The sequence below is a fragment of the Pantanalinema sp. genome (assembly GCA_036704125.1).
Classification (GTDB): domain Bacteria; phylum Cyanobacteriota; class Sericytochromatia; order S15B-MN24; family UBA4093; genus JAGIBK01.
Genome location: DATNQI010000064.1, coordinates 26,580 through 48,438, shown reverse-complemented (window position 1 = coordinate 48,438; position 21,859 = coordinate 26,580). Strand labels below are relative to the sequence as shown.

Sequence of the window (21,859 nt, the reverse complement as noted above, 5' to 3'; positions counted from 1 at the left end):
GGAGCAGCTTGCCGCTGTTGAACGGATCGCGCATGGTGATGCCCACGATGCCGCTGCCGTTGCTGTTGTCCAGGTAGAGGGTGACCGTGGGCACGTGGTTGGGGGGGGCGTCGTCCGCGAGGAACTGGTAACGGGTCGTGGCGATGCCGGTCGGCGCGGGGAAGGCCGTCCCGAAGAAGGTTTCGGCCCCCTGCGTCTCGGGATCGACGAATCGGAACACCGACGGGCTGGAACTGAGCGGATAGAAGTCCGAGATCGCCTTTAGGCGCCGGATGGGGTCCGCGCCGCCCCCGATCTTCTCGAAGTAGAGGTTCATGACGGCGCCTTGGTTGCCGAAGCGGACGATGAGCGTCTCGCCGAGGGGATTGAGCGGGTCGTTCGTGACCCACTGGATGTCGTTGTTGGGGCCAAGCCACTCCTCGGATCCCGCGCCGGCGGACAGGTTCGTCCTAAAGGCGGTGTAGGTGCGGTTGTTGGAGGCATTGAGCCCGGAGTTGTGCATGTCCAGGCTCGTCTCGTCGTCGAGGGCACCGGCAAAGCCGACGAGGTTGCTCAAGGGGGCGAACGCGCCCGCCGGCTCGGAGATGTTGGCGACGCTCGTCGGGGTGCTCGTCAGCGCGTCGTCGTTGGCCACCAGGTTGCCGGAGTTGGCCTTGATGGCCTCGGTGATGCCGCCGCCGGGGAGCGTCACGAAGGTATCCTCCAGCTGGAGGGTGACCGACCTGAGGAGCATCGTCGCGGAGGTGACGTGGTAGGGGCCGAAGGTGTCCGCCCCGCCGCTGGCGTTCACGACCTGCCCGCCGGTGTCTCGCGCCAAGATGAGCAGCTCGTAGCTACCCGGCTGAAGGCGGTCGAAGCAGACGCGCGCCGAGCTGGAGTTCGCGGGGTTCACGAAGACGGTGAACGTATTGCTGATGGGATGCGGCCCGTTGTCGAGGCGGTGGATGCGGACCTCGTACTTGGCGACGTCTTCCTTGAAGGCCTGCACCTGGCGACCCTTCGAGGGCGCGGTGTTGGCCAGGTCCATGACGATCCGACCGCCGTCGGGCGCGTTGAAGTCGAAAACCTGCGTATCCTGGCCGAGGCTTTGGACCGCGTCAGGCAGCGAAGCTGGGGTCTGGACGGGGGCCACGGCGCAGGCCGTGAGCGCGACGGTGGCGGCGGTCATCCCCAGCAGCAGCATCTTGGCGTTCATTCGTTTCTCCTTTGCGACTTGGAATCGGTCTCGTGCATGACTTATTTTTGATGGGTTCACGATACCCCGGCCCAACCGAGCAACCGAGGGTTGAATCGGACGAACAAGTTCACCCAAGATTCACATCTCTCGGTCGCTGTTCCGTGCGGATAGTGGCCAGGCCTCGGGGCCAAACGCTATAATCGAGGCCGGACGAACGGTATCGGCAGAAAGGGAGCGGACGGATGAGCTATTCGATGGCAGAGGCTGCCAAGAAGCTGGGGGTCTCCGCCTCGCTGATTCGTCGCTACGAGCGAGAGTTCGAGCTGAGCTTCGCGCGCACCGAGCAGGGCCGATGCCTGCTCTCCGACCAGGACCTGGCCAACCTCAAGATCATCCGGGCGTATCGCCAGCAGAACCTGCCCCTGGAGGAGATCAAGGTCATCCTCAACCGGCCCGCCATGGTCGCTGCCGAGACCGAGACCTTCGGGCCGGACATCAAGGAGGTGATCAAGGCCCTGGTGTCACGTCAAGACGAGCTGGAGGCCCTGGTCAAGGCCCAGGGCATCGCCCTGGATCGCCTCTCGCAGGAGAACCGACACCTCCTTGCCACCAACCAGGACCTTTCCCTGCGCCTGGAGGCCCCCGGCGCCCAGGGCCTCGCTGCTCGCCTGGATGCTCTGGAGAACCGGGCGCGCACCGCCGAGGCGAGCCTCGATGCCGAGACCAAGGACGAGATGATTCGCAAGCTCCAGCGTCGCCTGCTGGACCTGGAGGCCGCGGTCGCCACCGAGATCACCCATCACGACGACGACGCGGAGGGGATCCTCGACGAGCTCGCCCGCGCCATTCAGGCCCAGGGCGCCGCGCCGCGCAAGAAGTGGTGGCGATTCTGGGGGTGAATCTCCGTTCTTCACTCTTTCTTCACGACTAGCTTGGCTTCGCCAAGGGTATATGTTAACGGTCGTTAACCGGGCGTCGCCGCCCCACCGGAGGATTCAACGTGAGTGACCTGCTGCCCTTCGAGGCGGGATCCGAGGTTCGAAAGCCCATCGAGCCCCGCGAGCCGGCGCTCGAGGCCCACGACGTCTCATCGGCCCTCACGGCCATGAAGCAGCGCCTGGCCGCCTCCAGGCAGGCCCAGGCGGCGGTCCCGGACAGCCCCTACGTGAAGGCCCAGGAGGTCGAGCAGGCCGAGGCAATCGCCGACGCCCGCCCCAAGTCGGCCAAGCCGCCCGAGGTCTGGGAGTACCGGACGGGGCAGTCGATCTTCCGCGAGGGCGAGCTGACCTACGAGCTCTTCATGCTGATGGAGGGGGCCGTCGACATCCTGGTGGGCGAGGACAAGGTCGCGAGCCTCGATTCGTCCTTCGCCGCGGGGGCCTACCTGGGCGAGATCGGCTCGCTGTTGCGCACGCCCCGCACGGCGACCGTCAAGGCGACCGCCCCCTGCAAGTTCCTCGTCTTCCCGGACGCCCGCCGCCTCTTCGAGGAGGATCCGGAGTTCGGCATCAAGCTCTCGGTCATCCTCGCCCAGCGCCTCTCCCAGTCCAACGAGCGGATGGAGCTCGTCATGCGGGCCCTGTACCGGGCCAAGGTCAAGGACGAGGTCATCGACGCGGTCAAGGGGGCCTTCCAGGGCAAGGAGTCGACCTACATCGGCAAGAAGGGCTGGTTCGGCTAGCCCCGAAGACGCCAAGCGGGGCAGGGAGAAGCTTCTCCCTGCCCCGCTTATTGCGACGCTAGTTCGCTAGCACGACCAGCAGAGGTTCGGCTTGCGGGCGGCCGTCACCTCGTCCACCTTGCCGATGGGCGAGGTGTGGGGCGCGCCCGTGACCACCTCGAGCTCGGTCTCGACCTCGTTGGCGATCGCGCGCATGGCCGCGATGAACTTGTCGAGGGTGGCCTTGGACTCGGTCTCGGTCGGCTCGATCATCATCGATTCGTGGACGATGAGGGGGAAGTAGACCGTCGGCGGGTGGAAGCCGTAGTCGATCAGGCGCTTGGCCATGGCCATGGTGTTGGCGCCCTTCGCCTTCTGGCGATCGCCCGAGAGCACGAACTCGTGCATGCAGGGCTGATCGTGAGGCACCTCGAACAGGTCCTCGAGCTTGGCCTTGATGTAGTTGGCGTTGAGGACCGCGTCCCGGCTCGCCTGGGTGAGGCCGTCGCGGCCCATGGTCACCATGTAGGTGTAGGCCCGCACCAGGACGCCGAAGTTGCCGAAGAAGGCGCGGACCCGGCCGATGGACTCGGGCCGATCGAAGCTCAGGAAGTACTGGCCCTCCGCGAACTCCACGGTGGGGGTGGGGAGGTAGGGCACCAGGCGCTTGGAGACCGCCACGGGGCCCGCCCCGGGCCCGCCGCCGCCGTGGGGCGTCGACATGGTCTTGTGGAGGTTGAGGTGCATGACGTCGAAGCCCATGTCGCCGGGGCGCACGGCGCCCATGATGGCGTTGAGGTTGGCGCCGTCGTAGTAGAGCAGCGCGCCGGTCTCGTGCACCAGCTCGGCGATCTCGAGGATGTCCTCCTCGAAGAGACCGAGGGTGTTGGGGTTGGTCATCATGAGCGCGGCGACGTCGGGGCCCAGGTGGGCTCTTAGGTCGTCGACGTCCACCAGGCCCCGGTCGTTGGAGGCGATCGAGACCACCTCGTAGCCCGCCAGCGCCGCCGTGGCGGGGTTGGTGCCGTGAGCCGAGTCGGGGACGAGCACCTTGGTGCGCTGCTGGCCCCGGGCCTCGTGGTAGGCCCGGATCATCAGGATGCCGGTGAACTCGCCGTGGGCGCCGGCCGCGGGCTGGAGGGTGACCCGCTCCATGCCCGTCAGGTTGGCGAGCATCTTCTCGAGGTCGTGCAGCAGCTTGAGGGCGCCCTGGGTCGTCTCGGCGGGCTGGTAGGGGTGCAGGCCCGAGAAGCCGTCGAGGCGCGCGGCCAGCTCGTTGACCTTGGGGTTGTACTTCATCGTGCACGAGCCGAGCGGGTAGAAGTTGGTGTCGATGGAGTAGTTGAGCTGCGAGAGGCGGTTGAAGTGCCGCATGACGTCCAGCTCGGTGACTTCGGGCAGGGCCGGGGCCTCCTTGCGGATCATGCCCGCGGGGAGGAGCTCGGACAGGGGCTTCTCGGCGACGCCGGCCGCGGGCAGCTTGGCCTCGCGGTGGCCGGTCGTGCTCTTCTCGAAGATGAGCGCTTCCATGGTTCCTCTTTCGATTCTAGCGGGCGCCGACGGCCGCGCTCGCGGTCAGGGCCTTGAGGGTCGCGACGTACCGATCCAGGTCGGCGGGCGTGTTCAGCTCGTTGACCGACACCAGGTAGCAGTCCGAGAGCTCGGGGTACCAGCCCGAGAGGGCGATCCCGCCCAGGATCCCTTCCTCGCGCAGCTTGCCGAGCAGCTCCGGCACCGGAAGCGGGCTCCTGACCACGAACTCGTTGAAGAAGGGCCCGGGAAGCGCCAGCGAGAAGCCGGGCACCTCGCAGATGGCCGCGGCGAGCGCGTGGGCGCGCTGGATCGACACGTTTCCCAGCTCGAAGATCCCCTCCTTGCCCATGACCTCCATGTAGACGGTGGCCGCCAGCGCGTTGAGGGCCTGGTTGGAGCAGATGTTGCTCGTGGCCTTCTCGCGGCGGATGTGCTGCTCGCGGGTCTGGAGGGTGAGGGTGAAGCAGCGCTGGCCCCTGGAGTCCACGGTCGCGCCCACGATGCGGCCCGGCAGCTGACGCGAGAGCTTGTCGCGGCAGGCCATGTAGCCCACGTAGGGGCCGCCGAAGCTGACGGGGTTGCCGAAGGCCTGGGCCTCGCCGATCACGATGTCCGCGCCGTAGGCGCCGGGGGCCTCGAGCACCCCCAGGGTGGTGGGGTCGGCGATCACGATGAAGAGAGCGCCCGCGGCGTGCGCGATCTCGGCGAGCTCGCGGCCCTCCTCGACCCCGCCGAAGAAGCTCGGCACCTGGACGATCAGGCCCGCCACCTCGTCGGTCATCAGCGCCCTGAGCCTGTCGCGATCGATGAAGCCGCCGCTCAAGGGGGCCTGGACGACCTGGAGGCCGGGGCCGACCGCGTAGCTCGAAAGGACCTCGCGGTACTCGGGGTGGACGCTCGAGGCCACCACCACCTTGTTGCGCTTGGTGACCCGCATGGCCATGAAGGCCGCCTCGGGAGTGGCGGTCGAGCCGTCGTACATCGAGGCGTTGGCGAGGTCCATTCCCGTGAGCTGGGCGATCATGGTCTGGAACTCGTAGATGACCTGCAGGGTTCCCTGGCTGACCTCGGGCTGGTAGGGGGTGTAGGCGGTCAGGAACTCGGAGCGGTGGAGGATCCAGTCCACCGCCGAGGGCGAAAACCGGCGTTGGGCCCCTGCCCCCAGGAAGGAGGCGAACTGATTGGCCGACCGGTTCTCCCCGGCAAGGTCCGTCAGGAGGCGCGTGACCTCGAGCTCGCTCTTTGCCGTGGGGATGGCTTCCAGGGAGAAGTCGCGCAGGCGCTCGGGGACTCCCTGGTACAGGTCGTCCATCGAGGCGACGCCGATCGCCTCGAGCATCTCGGCGCGCTCGGCCTCCGTGTGGGGCAGGTAGCTGAAGGACATGGGTTTACGCTCCGATCAGGGCTTGGTATTGCTCCGGGGTGAGGGCGTCGGCGAGGTCCGCTTCGCTTGCGGCCTGGAGCTTGATGATCCAGCCATCGCCGTAGCCGTCCTCGTTGATCGCCGAGGGCTCGTCGTTCAGGCTCTCGTTGATCGCCACGACGGTGCCGCCGATGGGGCTGTAGAGGTCCGAGACGGCCTTGACCGACTCGATGACGCCGAAGGACTCGCCCTTCTTGAGGACGCGGCCGACCTCGGGCAGCTCCACGAAGACCACGTCGCCCAGTTGCTCGGCGGCGAAGTCCGTGATGCCGATGGTCGCCTCGTCGCCCGAGAGGCGGACGTACTCGTGGGATTTGGTGTACTTGAGATCCTGCGGGATCATAGTGCGATGAATCCTCCTGAAGTGGGGCGAGCCCCTTGCGGTGACGGCCGCGCAGCCCGCGCGGCCTTGCGGGATTATAGCCGATTTAGGCCTTGGCGCGCCTGTAGAAGGCGGTGCGGCCCACGGTGGCGCCGAAGCGCTTGCCGCGGATCTCGACCTCGAGGGTGGTGCCGAGGCCGGCGGCGTCCGCCGCGACGAAGGCCGTGGCGATGGGCGCCCCGAGGGTGGGCGAGGGGGCTCCGCTCGCGACGGTGCCGACCTGGCGATCGCCCGAGAACACCAAGTAGCCCTCGCGGGCGATCTGCTTGCCCTGCATGGTGAGGCCCACGAGCTTCTTGCTCGCACCCTCGGCCTTCTGGCGCGCGATGACGTCCTTTCCGAGGTAGTCGGCCTCGCTCTTGACGGTCCATGCGAGCGACGACTCGACCGGGGTGGTCTCGTCGTTCAGCTCGTGGCCGTAGAGGGGCAGGCCCGCCTCGAGGCGAAGGGTGTCGCGGGCGCCGAGGCCGGCCGGCCGGATGCCGTAGGACTCGCCGGCGGCGAGGAAGCCGTGCCACAGGCGCTCGGCGTAGGCGTTGGGCAGGTAGATCTCGAAGCCGTCCTCGCCGGTGTAGCCGGTGCGCGACACCGCAACGTCCACCCCGAAGACCTTGCCCAGGGCGACCCCGAAGAAGGGAAGCTCGGCGATGCCGGGGGTGGCGGCCTCGCGCATCAAGGCCTCGGCATGGGGGCCCTGCAGGGCGATCATGGCCGTCTCGGGCGATTCGTTCTCGAGGGTGACGTCGAAGGGCTTGTGCTCGCTGAGCCAGGCCCAGTCCTTGTCGATGTTCGAGGCGTTGACGACCAGCAGGAAGCGGTCCGCGAAGCGGCAGATGATGGTGTCGTCGACCACGCCGCCCGTGGGGCGGGTGAACTGGGTGTAGAGGCACTTGCCCACCGGCAGGTTGAGCACGTCGCCCGGCACCATCCGCGCCAGAAAGGCGGCTGCGCCCTCGCCCGAGACGTAGAACTCGCCCATGTGGGACACGTCGAAGAGGCCGACGGCCTTGCGCACCGCGTGGTGCTCCTCGATGATCCCGCTGTACTGGACGGGCATGTCCCAGCCGCCGAACGGGACCATGCGGGCGCCGAGGGCGACGTGGGCCCCGTGGAGCGGGGTCTGCTTGAGGGTTTCAGCGGCCGTGGGATTGGACATTCGGCGACACCTGGCTTTCTGAGTGGGAGCGCGAGCGGCGCGGCGGCACCGCGTCGGAGCCGTCGCGACCTCATTATAGCGAAGGATCCCGCAGGTGGCGATTCACCGCTCACATGAACGGGACGGACGCTTGTCAGGGCGTCCGTCCCGTGGGGGAGGGGGAGCGGCTAGGGCTTGACGAGCGGCTCGTAGCCCGCGGGGTAGGTCACCTCCCGGGAAATGGCGCGCGTGACTCCGCCCGCGGCGATGACCTTGCGGTAGATGCTCGCTGCTTCCGTCGGGATCCGGCGCTGGTCCTCGTTGCGGCAATCGACCGAGAACAGGCCGAAGCGCGGGCGGTACGACCCCCACTCGTAGTTGTCGGTGATCGACCAGTGGATGTAGCCGAGCACGGGGATGCCGTCCTTGACCGCCCGCTGCATCTGCTCCACGTGCGCCGTCAGGTAGGCCTCGCGGCTCCAGCCGTCGGCGCGGGGCTTTGCGTCCTCGTTGGCGTAGCCGTTCTCGGCCACCAGCACCGGCTTTCCGGTCAGGCGGTGGTAGAACTTGAGCGTGTCGTAGAAGCCCTGGGGGTGGACCGGCCAGAGCCAGGGCTGCGGAAGCTCGAACGGCATCAGCGACAGGCGGGTGTAGTAGTCGATCGCCATGTAGTCGAGCTTGGGCAGCGAATCGGCGGTGCCGAGCACCCCGTCGAGGAAGTCGTCGCCCGCGTCGGCCTGGTCCCGCTTGGGGAAGAGGCGCCAGGAGGCCGAGTACTGGTTGAAGGCGACCCGCGCGACCGGGTCGTTGCGGTGCACCACGTCGTAGGCCTTGTTGTGGGCGGCAACCAGGTGCTTCAGGACCATTGCCGCACCGACCAGGTCGTTCTTCTTGCCCGGGGGGCACTGGCCGCTCACGTAGCCCCCCGCGACGAAGACCGTCGGCTCGTTGAACGTCAGGTACCAGTCCACCAGATCGGCGTACTCGCGGGTCACCCGGTCCACGAAGCGGGCGTAGGCGTCGCTCGCCTGGGGGTTCTCCCAGCCGCCCTCCTCGTCGAGCCAGGCGGGATAGGAGAAGTGCATGAAGGTGACGACGGGGGTGAGGCCCCGCGCGCGCATGGCGGTGAACATTCGCCGGTAATGGGCGATCGCCGCCTGGTCGAACTCGCCCTTGCGGGGCTCGATGCGCGCCCACTCGATGCTGGTCCGAAAGGCGTTGCAGCCCATCCCTCGGGTGAGGTCCAGGTCCTCGGCGTAGCGATTGAGGCCGTCGGCGGCGTTCTTGCGGCGCTCCTCGGTCTTTCCGGCGAGGTCCCACCGGGCCCACTGGCTCAGCTCCTCGCGCCCCTCCCACTGGAAGCCGGCCGTCGAGACGCCCCAGAGGAACGGGACGGCGCCCGCCTTGTCGACATGGCGCTGGGCGCTGAGGGGAGCGAAGGCCTCGGGGCTCGGGCCGGTCGTGCCGCCGAGACTGCAGCCCGAAAGCGCGAGCGTCCCGACGAGGGCCAAGAGGCGGGCGATGGTGCGATGACCCTGGCGCAAGGGAACCTCCTCGGGGGGACGCGGGCGATCCAAACTTAAATAAGTTTAAATTAAAGTTAAACTTAATCCATCCGGCGAGGGGGCGCAAGCCCCCCAGCGAGCGAGCATCGTGTTCCCCCAAGCTCTTGGTCGAACGCGCCGAAGCGCTCGACGGCCTCTGACCCTAGACTGTGGGGTGTCGCTTGCCGGGCGGGAGGACGCTGATGCCGACTGCATTCGTTTTAGGTCGCTGGTGCGTGTTGCTTGCCCTCTGCGCGGGGGCGATCGCCCAGGGCGGGGGATGCGCGAGCGTCGCCCCGGGGATCGGGGCCCCCGACCCGGGGGCGACGCTCACGCCCATGACGGCCTTCGGCCTGCGCGCCGGGGTCAGGGCCGAGGACGGGCAGCTCATCGTGGGCCTCAAGCCGGGCTACGACGTCGAGGCCCTGCCCGCTCTCGGCGGGGGCCAGCCCGTGGTGCTCGGCGCCCTCGACTTCTCGACCCCCCTGCGCATGCTGAGGCTGCCGAGCGGAGTCACGGTCGACGAGGCGATCCGCGCCTACCAGACCCACCCGGCGGTGGCCCTCATCGCCCCCAACCGCTCGGTCGATGCCGTCCCCAGGCCCCGGGCGCTCGCCTTCGATCCGTTCGGGGGGCTGACCCCCAACGATCCCTACTTCAACAGCGAGTGGGGCTTCGGGGACGGGGTCACCAACGCGCGCGCCCTCTGGCGCCGCGGGATCGACGCGAGCCGGGTGACCGTGGCGGTGATCGACACCGGCATCGACTACAACCATCCCGATCTCCAGGGACGGGTGGCGATCGGCTACAACTTCAAGGACGGCAACAAGGACGTCATGGACCGCGACGGGCACGGGACGCACGTGGCGGGCCTCATCGGGGCGGCGGGCAACAACGGGATCGGCGTGGCGGGGGTCGCCTGGGACGTTCGCCTCTTGGCCATCAAGGTCATGGACCACGCGGGCGGGACCGACTTCGGGGCGGCCGCCGGGATCAAGTACGCGGTCGACGCGGGGGCCAAGGTCCTCAACCTCAGCTTCAGCAGCGATTCGACCAAGCGCAATCCCATCTTCGACCTGGCGGTCAAGTACGCCAACGAGCACGGGGCGACGGTGATCGCCGCGGCGGGCAACCAGAACGGGCCGGTCAGCTCACCCGCCAACTCCCCCGGCGTGCTCGCCATCTCGGCCACCTCCAAGCGCGGGGTCGAGCACTTGGCGAGCTTCTCCAACCACGGCGGCGAGGTCTTCCTGGCGGCTCCGGGGGACGGCATCTTCTCGACCTTCCTCGCCGGCGGCTACAAGAGCCTCAGCGGCACGAGCATGGCCGCCCCGGTCGTGGCGGGGGCGGCGGCGGTCCTCTACGCCGCCCATCCCGGCTGGACCCCCTCCCAGGTCCAGGCCGCGCTCGCCCAGGCGGTCGATCCGCTGGGCACCCGCGGGCGAACCGAGCAGTTCGGCTACGGCCGCATCGACCTCAGCAAGCTGCCGTAGACGGCGCAACATTCCCTCAATGCCGGGGCCATGCCCCCTTCATCCCAGGGCTTTAAGCTTCCTTGTCTGGAAGCAGTTGTCCGAGAGGATGAGGGAAGACCATGTACGACCATCCATTGCGCCTGCTGGCTGGGGTCCTGTTGGCTGGAACCATCGCCCTGGCGGGTTGCAGGCAAGCCCCCCCGACCGGTGCGACCCCCGGGCCGGGCCCCACCCCGCCGGTCGTCGTGCCCGGCGCGGGCGTCCAGCCGACACCCGCGCCCAACCCCAGCGTGGCGCCGCCCCAGACCCCCGAGGCCTACCACCTCTACACGGTGGCGGGGATCGGCGTGAAGGGCGAGCCGGATCCAGGGGCGCCCGCCCTCCAGACCAAGCTCGACTCGCCCACCGGCGTCTTCCAGGCCCCGGACGGCAGCGTCTACGTGGCGGACTACAAGGCCCACCGACTACGGCGGGTGACCCCCGAGGGGATCATCGAGAACGTCGCTGGTACGGGCAACCCCGGCGAGGCCGGGGACGGGGGGCCTGCAACCGACGCCGAGCTCGCCAAGCCCTACGCCATCGTGGCCGGCCCGGATTCGAGCCTGGTTTTCTCCGAGTACGGCTTCTCATCGAATGACATCCCGGGCAAGGTCCGGATGATCGATGCCCAGGGCCGGATCCACCGCATCGCGGGCGGTGGGGAGCTCGAGGTTGTAGACGGGGTGCCGGCACGCGACGCCAACCTGAAGGGCCCCCAGGGCCTGGTCTACGACGCCGAGGGCAACCTCTACATCTCGGAGTACGCGGGGCACCGGGTCGTCAAGGTGGACGCCCAGACCGAGACGATCACCGTCGTGGCCGGCACCGGCGAGGGCGGCAACGGCGGCGACGGGGGGCCCGCCACCCAGGCCAAGCTTTCGAGCCCCAACTGGCTCGCCTTCGACAAGACGGGGCGCCTGATCATCGTCGACACCGACAACAACAACCTCCGCGCGGTGGATCTGGCGACCGGGGTGATCACCACGGTCGCGGGGACGGGCAAGGCCACCAACGACCCCAAGGTCTACGGCTACTACCCGAACCCCTTCGGCGACACCCCCCTGGGCGACGGGGGCGCTGCCACCCAGGCCACCCTGAACGGGCCGACCACGGTGACGGTGGATGCGGTGGGCAACCTGATCGTGACCGACACCCAGAACTATGCCATCCGGCGCATCGACGCCCAGGGCGTCATCACCACCATCGCGGGCAACTGGCAGCCACCCGACGGCGCGACGCCGATCGCCGAGGGCACCGAGGCCCGGCAGGTGCCAATCTCGGCGCCCGACGGGGTCTACATGACCCAGGCGGGAGACGTCTACTTCTCGGAGTACGGCGTCGGCAAGATCCGCAAGCTGAAGCCCTGATCAGGGAGAGCGCCGCTTGAGGCGCTCGTAGGAAGTCGTGGGGGGACGGTCCTCGGCCCGTGGAACGGGCGGGGGGACGTCCCCCCTTTCGCGCAGCTGGCGCATGGCCTCGTAGGCGACGACGGCCACCGCGTTGGAGAGGTTCAGGCTGCGCACCGGCCCCCAGTGCGGGATCCGCACCACCACTCCCGGGAGATCCTTCCAGATCTTGGGATCCAGGCCCGAGGTCTCCTTGCCGAAGACCAGGCAGTCACCCGGTTGGTACTCCACCTCGGTGTAAAGCGTCTCGGCGCTCGAGGAGGTGTAGATCAACCGGGTGGGGCTGGTGGCCCGAACGAACTCCGAGAAGCCGGGATGCACCTGGAGCTTGACGTGCTCCCAGTAGTCGAGCCCCGCGCGCTTCACCGCCTTCTCCGACACGTCGAAGCCCAGGGGCTCGATCAGATGGAGCGGCACGGCGAGCGCCGCCGAGAGCCTGGCGACGTTGCCGGTGTTGGGTGGGATCTCGGGTTCGACCAAACAGATTCGCAGCATCTTGCCAAGCCTCCTCTCGCTTGATATAGTTATGTTTAGATTAAGTTCAAGTAAAGAGCTGAAATCTTAGCGTAACCCACGGACCGACTGCCTTTCAAGAGGAGGTGACCCGGATCATGACCCGACTGCGCCACAAGGGACTTTGCCTCGGCCTCGCGGCCAGCCTCGCGATGGTCTCCATGACCGGGTGCGGCGTCGCCGTGCCGTCTTCCTTCTCGCAGGACGGGGCCTCGGGCGCCAGCCGCGCGAGCGCCACGACCCGCAACGGGGTCGAGCTGGCTTCCGCGTTCGCCGAGCAGATGAAGCAGGGCGGCGCCAAGGTTCGCCTGGCGGGTGCCGTGGTCACGGTGGAGACGAAGGACGTAGAGGCCGTCAGCTACGACTTCACCCAGACCCCCAAGACCGGCAAGGTCACCTTCCGGGCGGGCGAGGTCGTCACCACCCTCGACTACGACGCCGACTCCAAGATGATCCCGGTGCGGGTCGTCTACGTCGCCGCCAAGATGCTGTACGGGGGCGCCAAGGCCTGGTACTGGTACACCAAGACTCATGAGGGCGCCAGCTACAAGAAGGAAGAGCTGGTCAAGGCCATCCTCTACGGCGTGATCTCGGAGGGGCTGGGCGGCTTGCCCTTCGGCTTCCTGTGGGAGCGCCTCACCCCCTACGTCTGGAAGTGGGTGACGGGCGAGGCTCCGCTCAAGCCCACCCTGCGCGAGCTCTTCGAGCTGGTAAAGAAGGACCTGCTGGGCATCAGCACCATCCTCATCGAGGCCGAGACCTTGAAACGAGCGAACTAAACCCCTAAGCTGGAAAGGCGGCACGTGCCGCCTTTCTTGCATTTCAGGAGACCATGGCACACCTTACGCCCCGCGCCCAGGCGCTGAAGATCCTCATCGACGTCGAGCAGCGCGCTGCCTTCGCCAACCTGGCCCTGCAGGGCCTCACCGGCATCTCGGGGCGCGATCGCGCCCTGATCACCGAGCTGGTCAACGGCACGGTCCGCCGCCGCCGGACCCTCGATCACATCCTCGGCTCCTTCGTCCGGACCGGTCTCGACAAGCTCACCGCCCCCATCCGCAACAACCTGCGCATGGGGGCGTACCAGCTCCTGTACACCTCGGGCATCCCCGCCCATGCGGCCATCGACGAGGCCGTCAAGCTTGCGCACCGTTACGGCCACTCGGGCGTGGCCAAGCTGACCAACGCGGTCCTGAGGCGCGTGCAGCGCGAGGGGCGCGACATCCCCATGCCGGACCCTGCCAAGGAGCCGGTGGCCGCCATCGGGGTGCGCGCGTCGCTGCCCGACTGGCTCGTGTCGCGCTGGGTCGAGGCCTTCGGTTTCGACGTCGCCGCCGAGCTCGCAGAAGCGAGCAACCACCCGACCCCCATGGCCGTGCGCGCCAACACCCTCAAGATCGCGCGCGACACCCTCCTCGAGCAGCTGCGCGAGGCGGCCCTCGACGCCGAGCCGAGCCCGGTGGTGCGCGACGGGATTCGCTTTCCGCACGGCGTGGCCTTGAGCCAGATCCCCGCGTATAATGAGGGCACCTGGTACGTGCAGGGCGAGGCCGCCATGCTCGCGAGCCACGTGGTCGATCCCCAGCCGGGAGAGACCGTGGTGGACATCGGGGCGGCCCCGGGCGGCAAGACCACCCACCTGGCCGCCTTGATGCGCGACGAGGGCCGTGTCATCGCCATCGACCCGCACGAGGGGCGCCTTTCGCTCGTGGCCGAGAACGCGACGCGGCTTGCGGAGCACATCGTGACCCTGCGGGCTCAGGACGGCACCGCGCCGATCGCCGAGGCCGCCGATCGCATCCTGGTGGATGCGCCGTGCTCGGGGTTCGGCGTGCTCTACCGCAAGAGTGATCTGCGCTGGCACCAGACGCCCGAGCAGGTCGACGCGTTGCCGGCCGAGCAGGGGGCGATCCTCGCGAACGCCGCCAAGGCCCTGAAGCCAGGCGGGGTGATGGTATATGCCACCTGCACCATCAACCCGGCGGAGAACCAGCAGGTGGTGCGGGACTTCCTCTCGGCGCACGCCGACTTCGTCCCGGGCGACGTCCGGCCCTACCTGCCGGAGGCGTGGCGGGGCGACGCCGAGGACGGCATGATCCAGCTCTTGCCGAGCAAGCATGGGGTCGAGGGCTTCTTCATCGCGCGATTGGAGCGCAAGCATGGCTGAACTGGCGGGTCTGACGACCCAGGAACTCAAGACCCTCGCCGAGTCCTTCGGCGAGAAGCCCTTCAGGGGCAAGCAGATCGCAACCTGGCTCTACCAGAAGAGCCAGACCGATCTTGCGGCCATGAGCGACCTGCCCGCCGCCTTCAGGGCCAAGCTCGCCGAGGCGGGCCACGGCACCGGGGCCCTCGAGGTGACCCGGGTGCAAGAGGCGACTGACGGCACCCAGAAGTTCCTCTTCGACACCCACGGCTGCGGCATGATCGAGAGCGTCTTCATGCCGAGCGACGGCCGCACCAGCGTCTGCATCTCGACCCAGATCGGCTGCGCGGTGGCCTGCGCCTTCTGCGAGACCGGCCTCTCAGGCTTCCAGCGCCACCTCTCGCCCGCAGAGATGGTCGCCCAGGTCCTCGAGATCCAGCGCCGGACCGGCGAGCGGGTCTCCCACGTCGTCTTCATGGGCATGGGCGAGCCGCTCTTCAACTACGCCAACACCCTCAAGGCCCTTCGCCTCCTCAACGAGGAGGTGGGCATCGGCATGCGGCACCTGACGGTCTCGACCTCGGGGGTGGTGCCTGGGATCAAGCAGCTCGCCGACGAGGACCTCCAGCTCACTCTCGCGCTCTCCCTGCACGCCCCCAACGACGCGCTGCGCGACTTTCTGGTGCCCCTCAACCGCAAGTACCCGCTCTCGGTGCTGCGCGAGGCGGTGCAGGACTACACCGAGCGCACGGGCCGACGCCTGACCATCGAGTACGTCATGCTCGACGGGGTCAACGACACCCCCGAGCTCGCCAGACAGACCGCCGACTGGCTCAGGGGCATCCACTGCCACGTCAACCTCATCCCCTTCAACGCCACCGACGCGCAGTTCCGACCCAGCTCGCCTGCGGCCATCCAGGCCTTCCGCTCGGTGCTCGAGGCGGCGGGCTTCCCCGTCACGGTGCGCGTCGAGCGCGGCGCGGACATCTCGGCCGCCTGCGGCCAGCTGCGGCGCCAGGCCCTCAAGGCCTCGGGCGAGATCGTGCCCTTGCTCAAGGGCATGAAGACGCCGGAGCCCGTGGCCGAATGACCGAGCGCGCTTGGGGGCCGGACGCGGGGGTCGTGATCCGGCGGATCACGAACTACTACACCGTCCGCTACCAGGGCGAGGACTACATGTGCCTGCCGCGCGCCCGCCTCAAGAAGGAGCGGGTCGCCATCCACGTGGGCGATCGCGTCGTGATCGAGGAGATCGACCCGGCCAACCGCACGGCGACCGTCGCCGAGGTCCTGCCCCGCTTCAACCTCCTGCCCAGGCCGCCCATCGCCAACGTGGACCAGGCGGTCCTGGTCTTCTCGGCCGACCGTCCCGCCTTCAACCCGATGCTGCTCGATCGCTTCCTGGTGCTGGTCGCCCAGAGCGGGATCGAGAGCGCGATCGCCATCAACAAGGCGGACCTGCTCTCCATCGAGGCGCTCGAGGCGCTCGTCGCCCCCTACCGCGCGATCGGCTACCCGGTGGTGACGGTCTCGGCCGAGCGAAGGGACGTCGCGCCCCTGCGCGAGCTCCTGGCTGGCAAGGAGACGGTCTTCGCCGGTCCCTCGGGGGTGGGCAAGTCGTCGCTGCTCAACGCCATGGAGCCTGGCCTCGCCCTCAAGGCCGCCGAGGTCAGCGCCAAGATCCACCGGGGCCGCCACACCACCACCTACGCCTCGCTCTACGCCCTCGAGAGCAACGGCCAGACCGCCTTCGTGGCGGACACCCCCGGCTACTCGCACCTGGGCTTCGGGGCGCTGCATCCCACCCAGCTCGGCTGGCTCTTCCCCGAGATGGCCCCGCACATCCCCGACTGCCGCTTCCCCGATTGCCTTCACCGGGGCGAGCCCGGCTGCGCGGTCGCCGAGCGCTCGAACGTCGCCGAGAGCCGCCAGCTGAGCTACCTGCGCTTCCTCGAGGAGCTCGAGGCCACCGAGGCACGCCTGGCCGCCACCAGCACCAAGAACGAGGGCGCCGTCAAGCACAAGGCGGCGGCCGGCGGCGGCGAGACCAAGCTTATCCGCCTGAGCGCGGGGGCGCGCGACGACTCGCGCCGCAAGTCCAAGCAGCGCCTGCGCGACCTGCACCTGGAAGAGCCCGAGGAGGACGATGAACCCGACGTCCAGCCCGACGGCCAGATGCTAGAATAGGACCCCACCTGTGCCCTCTTGTGAAGGAGAGAAAGAGCCTCGATGCCCGAAACATCGCACGACGTTTCCCAGCTCACCGCGCTGATCCTCGCCGCCGGAAAGGGAACTCGGATGAAGAGTGCCCTGCCCAAGGTCCTCCACCGGATCGCGGGCGAGCCCCTCATCGGGCACGTCCTCTCGACCGTCGAGCGCCTCGGCGTCGCGCGCACCGTGGTCATCGTCGGCCACGGCGCCGACGCGGTCCGCGCGGCCCTGCCCGATGCGGTCCAGACCGCCGAGCAGCGCGAGCAGCTCGGCACCGCCCACGCGGTGCTCCAGGCCTCGCCCGCGCTCGCGGGCTTTTCGGGCGAGGTGGTCATCCTGAGCGGCGACGTGCCGCTGCTCAGCCCCGAGACCCTCCACGCGATGCTCTCGACTCACCGCGAGGCCGGCGCCGCGCTGACGGTGCTCACCTTCAGGCCCGAGGACCCCTCGCGCTACGGCCGCATCGTCAGGGATTCCGAGGGCCACCTCTCGCGGATCGTCGAGTACAAGGACGCGACCGACGCCGAGCGCGCCATCGGCGAGGTCAACGCCGGGGTCTACCTCGCGAGCTGGCCCCAGCTGGTCTCGGCCCTCGAGGGCATCGGCAACGACAACGCCCAGGGCGAGTACTACCTGCCGGACGCGGTGACCGCGCTCAACGCCAAGGGCCTGGTCGTCGCGGCCCACGCCACCGACGATCCGATCGAGGTCGCGGGGGTCAACACCCGGCTCGAGCTGGTGGCGCTGGCTCAGGCCTACCAGGAGCGCGCCGCGCGGTACTGGCTCGAGGCCGGAGTGACCATCGAGAGCCCCCACACCACCTGGATCGGGCCGCGGGTCACCCTCGGCGAGGACACGGTGGTCGAAGCGGGCGTCCAGCTCCACGGCCGCACCCGCGTGGGCAGCGGCTGCCTCGTCGGGGCGCACAGCCAGCTCATCGACGCCCAGGTGGGCGACGAGGTCACCATCCTCCAGTCCTACCTCTCGGAGTCGATGGTGGGCGATCGCACCATCGTCGGCCCCTTCGCCCACCTCAGGAACGGCGCCGAGATCGGGTCCCGGTGCCGGATCGGCAACTTCGTGGAGGTCAAGGGCTCGGTCTTCGGCGACGGCGCCAAGGCCTCGCACCTCTCCTACATCGGCGACGCGACGGTCGGCGCCAAGGCGAACATCGGGGCGGGCACCATCACCTGCAACTACGACGGGGAGCGCAAGCACCGCACCGAGATCGGCTCGGGCAGCTTCGTCGGCTCCAACAACACCCTCGTGGCTCCCCTGAAGATCGGCGCTGACGCCTACACGGCGGCAGGTTCCACCATCACCCAAGACGTGCCCGACGGTGCGCTCGCTTTTGGGCGTGCCCGCCAGGCCGTGAAGCTCGGCTGGGCCATGCAGCGAAAGGGCATCAAGCAATGACGGAGCAGACCACCATTCTCACTTCCAGTCGCGGCGAGCGGATCCACATCCCGCAGCGAACCATGAAGATCTTCTCGGGCTCGGCCAACCCCGAGCTCGCCGCAGAGGTCGCCACCTACCTCGGCACCGGGATCGAGGCCATCAAGATCGCGAACTTCTCGGACGGCGAGATCTACGTCCAGATCCAGAACTCGGTGCGCGGGGCCGACGTCTTCCTGGTGCAGCCCATCTGCCACCCGGTCAACTACAACATGATGGAGCTGATGATCATGCTCGATGCGTTCAAGCGCGCGTCGGCCCACTCGATCACGGCCGTCATCCCCTACTACGCCTACGCCCGCCAGGACCGCAAGGCCCAGGGCCGCGAGGCCATCACCGCCAAGCTGGTCGCCGACCTGCTCACCACCGCTGGCGCCACCCGGGTGCTCACCATGGACCTGCACGCGCCGCAGATCCAGGGCTTCTTCAACATCCTGGTGGATCACCTCCACGCCTCGCCGGTGCTGGTGGACTACGTCCGCAAGAAGAATTTCGAGGACCTGGTCGTCGTCTCGCCCGACGTGGGCGGCGTGGCCCGCGCCCGCTCGTACGCCAAGAAGCTCGACGCTCCCTTGGCCATCATCGACAAGCGCCGTCCCAAGCACAACACCGCCGAGGTCCTCAACATCATCGGCGACATCAAGGACAAGACCTGCGTCATCCTCGACGACCTGGTGGACACGGCGGGCACCCTGACCGAGGTCGCCAAGCTCCTGATGGCCCGGGGCGCGCGCGAGGTGCACGCCTGCTGCACTCACGGCGTCCTCTCGGGGCCCGCCATCGAGCGGATCGAGGCCTCGCCCCTCTCCGAGCTGATCATCACCAACACGATCCCCCTGCCTATCGAGAAGCAGGTTTCCAAGATCAAGGTCCTCTCGGTGGCGGGCCTTTTGGGCGAGGCGATCCTGCGCATCCACGAGGACGCGTCGGTCAGCACCCTGTTCGAGTAGGCCATGAAGGTCGTCGTCGGCCTCGGGAACCCGGGGAAACAGTACGAGGAGACCCGCCACAACGCGGGCTTCATGGTCATCGAGCGCCTCGCCAGGTCGATGGGCGTCGACGGCAAGCACGAGCCGCGCTTCGAGGCGATGATCGCGGAGGGTCGGCTGGGCACCGAGAAGGTGATCCTGGTCGAGCCCCTCACCTTCATGAACCTGTCGGGCCGCTCCATCCAGAAGGTGTTGCACTTCTACAAGCTCACGCCCGACGACCTCATCGTCGTCTACGACGACTTCGCCCTGCCGTGCGGGACGGTGAGGGTGAGGACCACGGGCTCGGCGGGCGGCCACAACGGCGTCTCGTCGACCATCTCGTGCCTCAACACCCAGGCCTTCCCTCGGGTGCGGGTGGGCGTGGGGCCGCTGCCGCCCGGGGCCTCGACCACGTCCTTCGTGCTCGGCAAGTTCCGCCCCGACGAGCTGCCCTTGCTGGAGCTGGGGCTCGACGACGCGGTAGGAGCGGTCGAGACGGCCATTCGCCAGGGCTTCACCGAGGCGATGCAGCGCTTCAACACCGCCAAGGCCGCGACCCCGTAAATGAAAAGCCGCCCCTCGACGGGGCGGCTTTTTCTCAGGTCGTCATCCAGCTCGGGAGGCGTTTGAGGCCCCTGTCCAGGTAGTCCTTCGCGTGGGCGGCCGCGAGGCCGGCAGCGACCTCGGCCACCTGCTCGAGGCCCATCACCGTGAAGAGGTCCTTGGTGTCAGGGGTCAGGCCGATGCGGACCAGGTCCTTGAGGGGCAACCGCTCCATGCCGGCGCTCAGGTAGGCCTCGGGGTGGGTGTCGTAGGCGAACTGCTTGAAGGCCTCGTCGTCGAGCTCCAGCTGGTCGAAGGCCCTGGGGTCCGCCTTGAGGCGAGCCTCGATGGCCACCTGGAGGTTCAGGCGCGCCTGGGCGAGCCAGGCCTGCCCCGCCGGGGAGAGCTTGGGCGCGAGCTCCTCGGTGAAGCGCTTGGCGTACTTCTCGCCGTAGTTGAGGTAGTAGCTGGGGGCTTCCATCCCCGGGTGCCTGCGCTGGAAGTCCTCGTAGCGCGCCCGGTAGTAATCGGTGCCGCCGAGCTTGGCCATGGGGTGCGGCGGGGGGCTCACCGGCACCGAGGCCTGGGCGAGCGCCGAGGAGAGCTTCAGGGCATCGCCTGCCAGGCGCGGCTGTGGGGGTGCTGCCTTGGCTGCCGGCGCCTGCTCTTCGGGGCCTTGAGGCCTGGCGAAGGGGGTCAGGAGGGATGCTTGGTTGGTAATCTTCGGCATGGGGGGTCACCTGAGGGACGTGGAATGGGAAGACGCCTGATCGGTTTATACCCGAGCAGGCGTCCTGTAAGCGGGGGAAGGCCTGAATCTTAGGTGATGGCCTTGTGGACGTTGTTCACGAAGGGCTTGCGGATGGTCTTCTCGTAGAGGTAGCCGAAGCCGATGCCCGCCGCGATGCCGATCGCGGTGCCCACGAAGGGGATGGGGATGAGCGAGCCCAGGGTCGCCCCGATGACGGTCGAGGTGGCGCCGATGCTCGTGTAGGCGGCGGTGTCCACGGCGAAGGTGGCGATCGCCTTGGAGGGGGTGATCTCGCCCCTGGCGACGTCGATCAGGTTGGTGACGCCCGAGACCAGCGCCGAGACGACGAAGTTGGACTTGAGTGCGCCGACCCACATGTTCATGCCGCTCTTGAGGGCATTGCCGATGCCGTTCAGGCCGCCGCTGAGTCCGCCGCTGACCCCGCCGCCCATCACGCCGCCGGACAGGCCGCTCGCCGCGACGCCGCCGGCTGCCGTCTCCGCCCCGGAGGTGATGCCACCGAGGCTCGGCTTCATGAACCCGCCGGCGGTGCCGCCGCCGATCCCGCCGCCGATGCCGCCCGTGAAGCGGGAGAAGAAGTTCTTGACGCTGTTGAGGACGCTCGAGCCGATCCCGGAGTCGATTCCAGCCTTGATGAGGGGGGTGCCCATCCGGATGGTGCTGGTGAAGGAGTCGCCCGCAGGGGCCTTCGTGCCGCCTCCCGCCTGGACATCGGTGCTCTGAACGGCCGGCGCGTAGGTCTTCGTACGAACGGAGAGGTTGCTGTTGACGCCGCTGATGCCAGCCATGGAGGACCTCCTTGCGTGAGGGGAACGGTTACCTGAGAGGGTTATGGTTGTTAGGTCGGTGTTAATCGGTTATCGGGTGGTTAACTCAGCGTTAATTTATAGGGGGTGCGTGGAATCCTCAGGCGAAAAGGTCGTTTCCTTGACCAGAAGCCTTGGCACTTGTTAAGATCGGGCCTTGTGCCGGCATAGCTCAATCGGTAGAGCACCTGATTTGTAATCAGGCGGTTGGGGGTTCGATTCCTCTTGCCGGCTCCTAGTGATAAAGCGGGTTTCAGCCTTTCGGCTGATGCCCGCTTCTTTCGTTGGGGTAATGCTGGGGTAAGTCTGGGATAGAATTGAGCCAGACTCAATAATCTGGGCCGATCGAAAGTGGGGAATCCTTGCTTCCCGAACCCTCATGGAATTGCTGAGATCCCCTGCTGGTGCGCTTATCCGTTTCATCCAGCATGCTTCCTACCTGTTGCCAAGCGCGCTCAATCGCCGCCGGCTCCAGGCCCGGGGGCGAATTCCGCTTCTTCTGGCCTGATTTCCGTGTCTTCCGGTCGAGCGTGCGAATCTTCGGGCGCAATTGCCGGCTCTTCGCCCAGGAAACCCTTTTCGAGGGCAGGCCGGGCCTTTCCTGCATGGTCCGCATGCAAGCCCTCTTCAAGCGCCTCGCGTGCTCGCCTCTCGTTCACCACGCACCT

At 68.0% G+C, this 21,859-nt stretch carries 21 protein-coding genes and 1 tRNA gene; 12 read left to right on the top strand and 10 right to left on the bottom strand.

Annotation, left to right across the window (positions count from 1 at the left end; genetic code table 11):
* The coding region (locus V6D00_10505; GenBank protein HEY9899600.1) for a hypothetical protein at window positions 1-1,195 on the bottom strand (1,195 nt) is incomplete at its 3' end.
* Between the two features lie 236 nt (window positions 1,196-1,431).
* Between V6D00_10505 and V6D00_10500 the strand changes: the two genes are divergently transcribed.
* Window positions 1,432-2,076, top strand: coding sequence for a MerR family transcriptional regulator (locus V6D00_10500; protein HEY9899599.1), 645 nt, complete (start codon window positions 1,432-1,434; stop codon window positions 2,074-2,076).
* Window positions 2,077-2,177: 101 nt separating this feature from the next.
* Entirely contained in the window at window positions 2,178-2,858 is a 681-nt protein-coding gene (locus V6D00_10495) for a cyclic nucleotide-binding domain-containing protein (protein ID HEY9899598.1), read from the top strand.
* A 66-nt stretch (window positions 2,859-2,924) separates the two neighbouring features.
* Here the strand turns inward: V6D00_10495 and gcvPB are convergent, their stop codons facing one another.
* The 5 genes from gcvPB to V6D00_10470 form a co-directional block, all read right to left on the bottom strand.
* Window positions 2,925-4,367: an aminomethyl-transferring glycine dehydrogenase subunit GcvPB gene (gcvPB, locus tag V6D00_10490; GenBank protein ID HEY9899597.1), complete on the bottom strand. Its 1,443-nt coding sequence runs from the start codon at window positions 4,365-4,367 to the stop codon at window positions 2,925-2,927.
* 16 nt (window positions 4,368-4,383) lie between these two features.
* Complete coding sequence (gcvPA, locus tag V6D00_10485; protein ID HEY9899596.1) at window positions 4,384-5,754, bottom strand: aminomethyl-transferring glycine dehydrogenase subunit GcvPA; 1,371 nt, start codon at window positions 5,752-5,754, stop codon at window positions 4,384-4,386.
* A gap of 4 nt (window positions 5,755-5,758) precedes the next feature.
* A complete protein-coding gene (gene gcvH / locus V6D00_10480) occupies window positions 5,759-6,136 on the bottom strand; it encodes a glycine cleavage system protein GcvH (protein ID HEY9899595.1) in 378 nt (125 codons plus the stop codon).
* 85 nt (window positions 6,137-6,221) lie between these two features.
* Window positions 6,222-7,331, bottom strand: a complete 1,110-nt coding sequence (gene gcvT / locus V6D00_10475) for a glycine cleavage system aminomethyltransferase GcvT (GenBank protein ID HEY9899594.1) — start codon at window positions 7,329-7,331, stop codon at window positions 6,222-6,224.
* 167 nt (window positions 7,332-7,498) lie between these two features.
* Window positions 7,499-8,854 (bottom strand): family 1 glycosylhydrolase, encoded by a 1,356-nt coding sequence (locus V6D00_10470; protein HEY9899593.1) that lies wholly within the window; start codon window positions 8,852-8,854, stop codon window positions 7,499-7,501.
* A gap of 203 nt (window positions 8,855-9,057) precedes the next feature.
* Between V6D00_10470 and V6D00_10465 the strand changes: the two genes are divergently transcribed.
* Together V6D00_10465 and V6D00_10460 are read left to right on the top strand one after the other, a co-directional pair.
* On the top strand, window positions 9,058-10,347 hold the full coding sequence (locus tag V6D00_10465; GenBank protein ID HEY9899592.1) for a S8 family serine peptidase: 1,290 nt from the start codon (window positions 9,058-9,060) through the stop codon (window positions 10,345-10,347).
* 101 nt (window positions 10,348-10,448) lie between these two features.
* Window positions 10,449-11,735, top strand: a complete 1,287-nt coding sequence (locus V6D00_10460) for a hypothetical protein (GenBank protein ID HEY9899591.1) — start codon at window positions 10,449-10,451, stop codon at window positions 11,733-11,735.
* On the opposite strand, the gene V6D00_10455 is transcribed toward V6D00_10460, so the two are convergent.
* The gene (locus tag V6D00_10455; protein HEY9899590.1) at window positions 11,736-12,269 is read right to left on the bottom strand and encodes a tRNA (cytidine(34)-2'-O)-methyltransferase; all 534 of its coding nucleotides are present in this window, start codon (window positions 12,267-12,269) and stop codon (window positions 11,736-11,738) included.
* A 116-nt stretch (window positions 12,270-12,385) separates the two neighbouring features.
* On the opposite strand from V6D00_10455, the gene V6D00_10450 reads away from it, so the two are divergent.
* The 7 genes from V6D00_10450 (at window position 12,386) to pth (ending at window position 19,634) form a co-directional block, all read left to right on the top strand.
* Complete coding sequence (locus V6D00_10450) at window positions 12,386-13,066, top strand: hypothetical protein (GenBank protein ID HEY9899589.1); 681 nt, start codon at window positions 12,386-12,388, stop codon at window positions 13,064-13,066.
* A gap of 53 nt (window positions 13,067-13,119) precedes the next feature.
* Entirely contained in the window at window positions 13,120-14,454 is a 1,335-nt protein-coding gene (gene rsmB / locus V6D00_10445) for a 16S rRNA (cytosine(967)-C(5))-methyltransferase RsmB (protein HEY9899588.1), read from the top strand.
* Complete coding sequence (rlmN, locus tag V6D00_10440; GenBank protein ID HEY9899587.1) at window positions 14,447-15,523, top strand: 23S rRNA (adenine(2503)-C(2))-methyltransferase RlmN; 1,077 nt, start codon at window positions 14,447-14,449, stop codon at window positions 15,521-15,523. Before rsmB ends, rlmN begins: the two co-directional genes overlap by 8 nt.
* Complete coding sequence (rsgA, locus tag V6D00_10435) at window positions 15,520-16,620, top strand: ribosome small subunit-dependent GTPase A (protein HEY9899586.1); 1,101 nt, start codon at window positions 15,520-15,522, stop codon at window positions 16,618-16,620. The genes rlmN and rsgA overlap by 4 nt, the downstream gene beginning before the upstream one ends.
* 42 nt (window positions 16,621-16,662) lie before the next feature.
* A complete protein-coding gene (gene glmU, locus V6D00_10430) occupies window positions 16,663-18,060 on the top strand; it encodes a bifunctional UDP-N-acetylglucosamine diphosphorylase/glucosamine-1-phosphate N-acetyltransferase GlmU (GenBank protein HEY9899585.1) in 1,398 nt (465 codons plus the stop codon).
* A 62-nt stretch (window positions 18,061-18,122) separates the two neighbouring features.
* The gene (locus V6D00_10425) at window positions 18,123-19,049 is read left to right on the top strand and encodes a ribose-phosphate pyrophosphokinase (GenBank protein ID HEY9899584.1); all 927 of its coding nucleotides are present in this window, start codon (window positions 18,123-18,125) and stop codon (window positions 19,047-19,049) included.
* A 3-nt stretch (window positions 19,050-19,052) separates the two neighbouring features.
* Window positions 19,053-19,634 carry an aminoacyl-tRNA hydrolase gene (gene pth, locus V6D00_10420; protein ID HEY9899583.1) on the top strand — a complete coding sequence of 194 codons (582 nt, stop codon included), beginning with the start codon at window positions 19,053-19,055 and terminating at the stop codon, window positions 19,632-19,634.
* Window positions 19,635-19,668: 34 nt separating this feature from the next.
* Here pth and V6D00_10415 read toward each other — a convergent pair whose 3' ends face one another.
* Both V6D00_10415 and V6D00_10410 read right to left on the bottom strand, forming a co-directional pair.
* Window positions 19,669-20,343 carry a hypothetical protein gene (locus V6D00_10415; GenBank protein HEY9899582.1) on the bottom strand — a complete coding sequence of 225 codons (675 nt, stop codon included), beginning with the start codon at window positions 20,341-20,343 and terminating at the stop codon, window positions 19,669-19,671.
* 89 nt (window positions 20,344-20,432) lie between these two features.
* Entirely contained in the window at window positions 20,433-21,173 is a 741-nt protein-coding gene (locus V6D00_10410; GenBank protein ID HEY9899581.1) for a hypothetical protein, read from the bottom strand.
* 179 nt (window positions 21,174-21,352) lie between these two features.
* Between V6D00_10410 and V6D00_10405 the strand changes: the two genes are divergently transcribed.
* A tRNA-Thr gene (locus V6D00_10405) sits at window positions 21,353-21,425 on the top strand.
* A 94-nt stretch (window positions 21,426-21,519) separates the two neighbouring features.
* Here V6D00_10405 and V6D00_10400 read toward each other — a convergent pair.
* The gene (locus tag V6D00_10400) at window positions 21,520-21,807 is read right to left on the bottom strand and encodes a hypothetical protein (protein ID HEY9899580.1); all 288 of its coding nucleotides are present in this window, start codon (window positions 21,805-21,807) and stop codon (window positions 21,520-21,522) included.
* Between the last annotated feature and the right edge of the window lie 52 nt (window positions 21,808-21,859).

Excerpts from the sequence above, each read along its gene's own strand:
- V6D00_10500 (HEY9899599.1), top strand. The coding sequence starts at position 1,432 with ATGGCAGAGGCTGCCAAGAAGCTGGGGGTCTCCGCCTCGCTGATTCGT.
- gcvPB (HEY9899597.1), bottom strand. The coding sequence starts at position 4,367 with ATGGAAGCGCTCATCTTCGAGAAGAGCACGACCGGCCACCGCGAGGCC.
- gcvPA (HEY9899596.1), bottom strand. The coding sequence starts at position 5,754 with ATGTCCTTCAGCTACCTGCCCCACACGGAGGCCGAGCGCGCCGAGATG.
- gcvH (HEY9899595.1), bottom strand. The coding sequence starts at position 6,136 with ATGATCCCGCAGGATCTCAAGTACACCAAATCCCACGAGTACGTCCGC.
- gcvT (HEY9899594.1), bottom strand. The coding sequence starts at position 7,331 with ATGTCCAATCCCACGGCCGCTGAAACCCTCAAGCAGACCCCGCTCCAC.
- V6D00_10465 (HEY9899592.1), top strand. The coding sequence starts at position 9,058 with ATGCCGACTGCATTCGTTTTAGGTCGCTGGTGCGTGTTGCTTGCCCTC.
- V6D00_10460 (HEY9899591.1), top strand. The coding sequence starts at position 10,449 with ATGTACGACCATCCATTGCGCCTGCTGGCTGGGGTCCTGTTGGCTGGA.
- V6D00_10455 (HEY9899590.1), bottom strand. The coding sequence starts at position 12,269 with ATGCTGCGAATCTGTTTGGTCGAACCCGAGATCCCACCCAACACCGGC.
- V6D00_10450 (HEY9899589.1), top strand. The coding sequence starts at position 12,386 with ATGACCCGACTGCGCCACAAGGGACTTTGCCTCGGCCTCGCGGCCAGC.
- rsmB (HEY9899588.1), top strand. The coding sequence starts at position 13,120 with ATGGCACACCTTACGCCCCGCGCCCAGGCGCTGAAGATCCTCATCGAC.
- rlmN (HEY9899587.1), top strand. The coding sequence starts at position 14,447 with ATGGCTGAACTGGCGGGTCTGACGACCCAGGAACTCAAGACCCTCGCC.
- rsgA (HEY9899586.1), top strand. The coding sequence starts at position 15,520 with ATGACCGAGCGCGCTTGGGGGCCGGACGCGGGGGTCGTGATCCGGCGG.
- glmU (HEY9899585.1), top strand. The coding sequence starts at position 16,663 with ATGCCCGAAACATCGCACGACGTTTCCCAGCTCACCGCGCTGATCCTC.
- V6D00_10425 (HEY9899584.1), top strand. The coding sequence starts at position 18,123 with ATGAAGATCTTCTCGGGCTCGGCCAACCCCGAGCTCGCCGCAGAGGTC.
- pth (HEY9899583.1), top strand. The coding sequence starts at position 19,053 with ATGAAGGTCGTCGTCGGCCTCGGGAACCCGGGGAAACAGTACGAGGAG.
- V6D00_10415 (HEY9899582.1), bottom strand. The coding sequence starts at position 20,343 with ATGCCGAAGATTACCAACCAAGCATCCCTCCTGACCCCCTTCGCCAGG.
- V6D00_10410 (HEY9899581.1), bottom strand. The coding sequence starts at position 21,173 with ATGGCTGGCATCAGCGGCGTCAACAGCAACCTCTCCGTTCGTACGAAG.
- V6D00_10400 (HEY9899580.1), bottom strand. The coding sequence starts at position 21,807 with ATGCGGACCATGCAGGAAAGGCCCGGCCTGCCCTCGAAAAGGGTTTCC.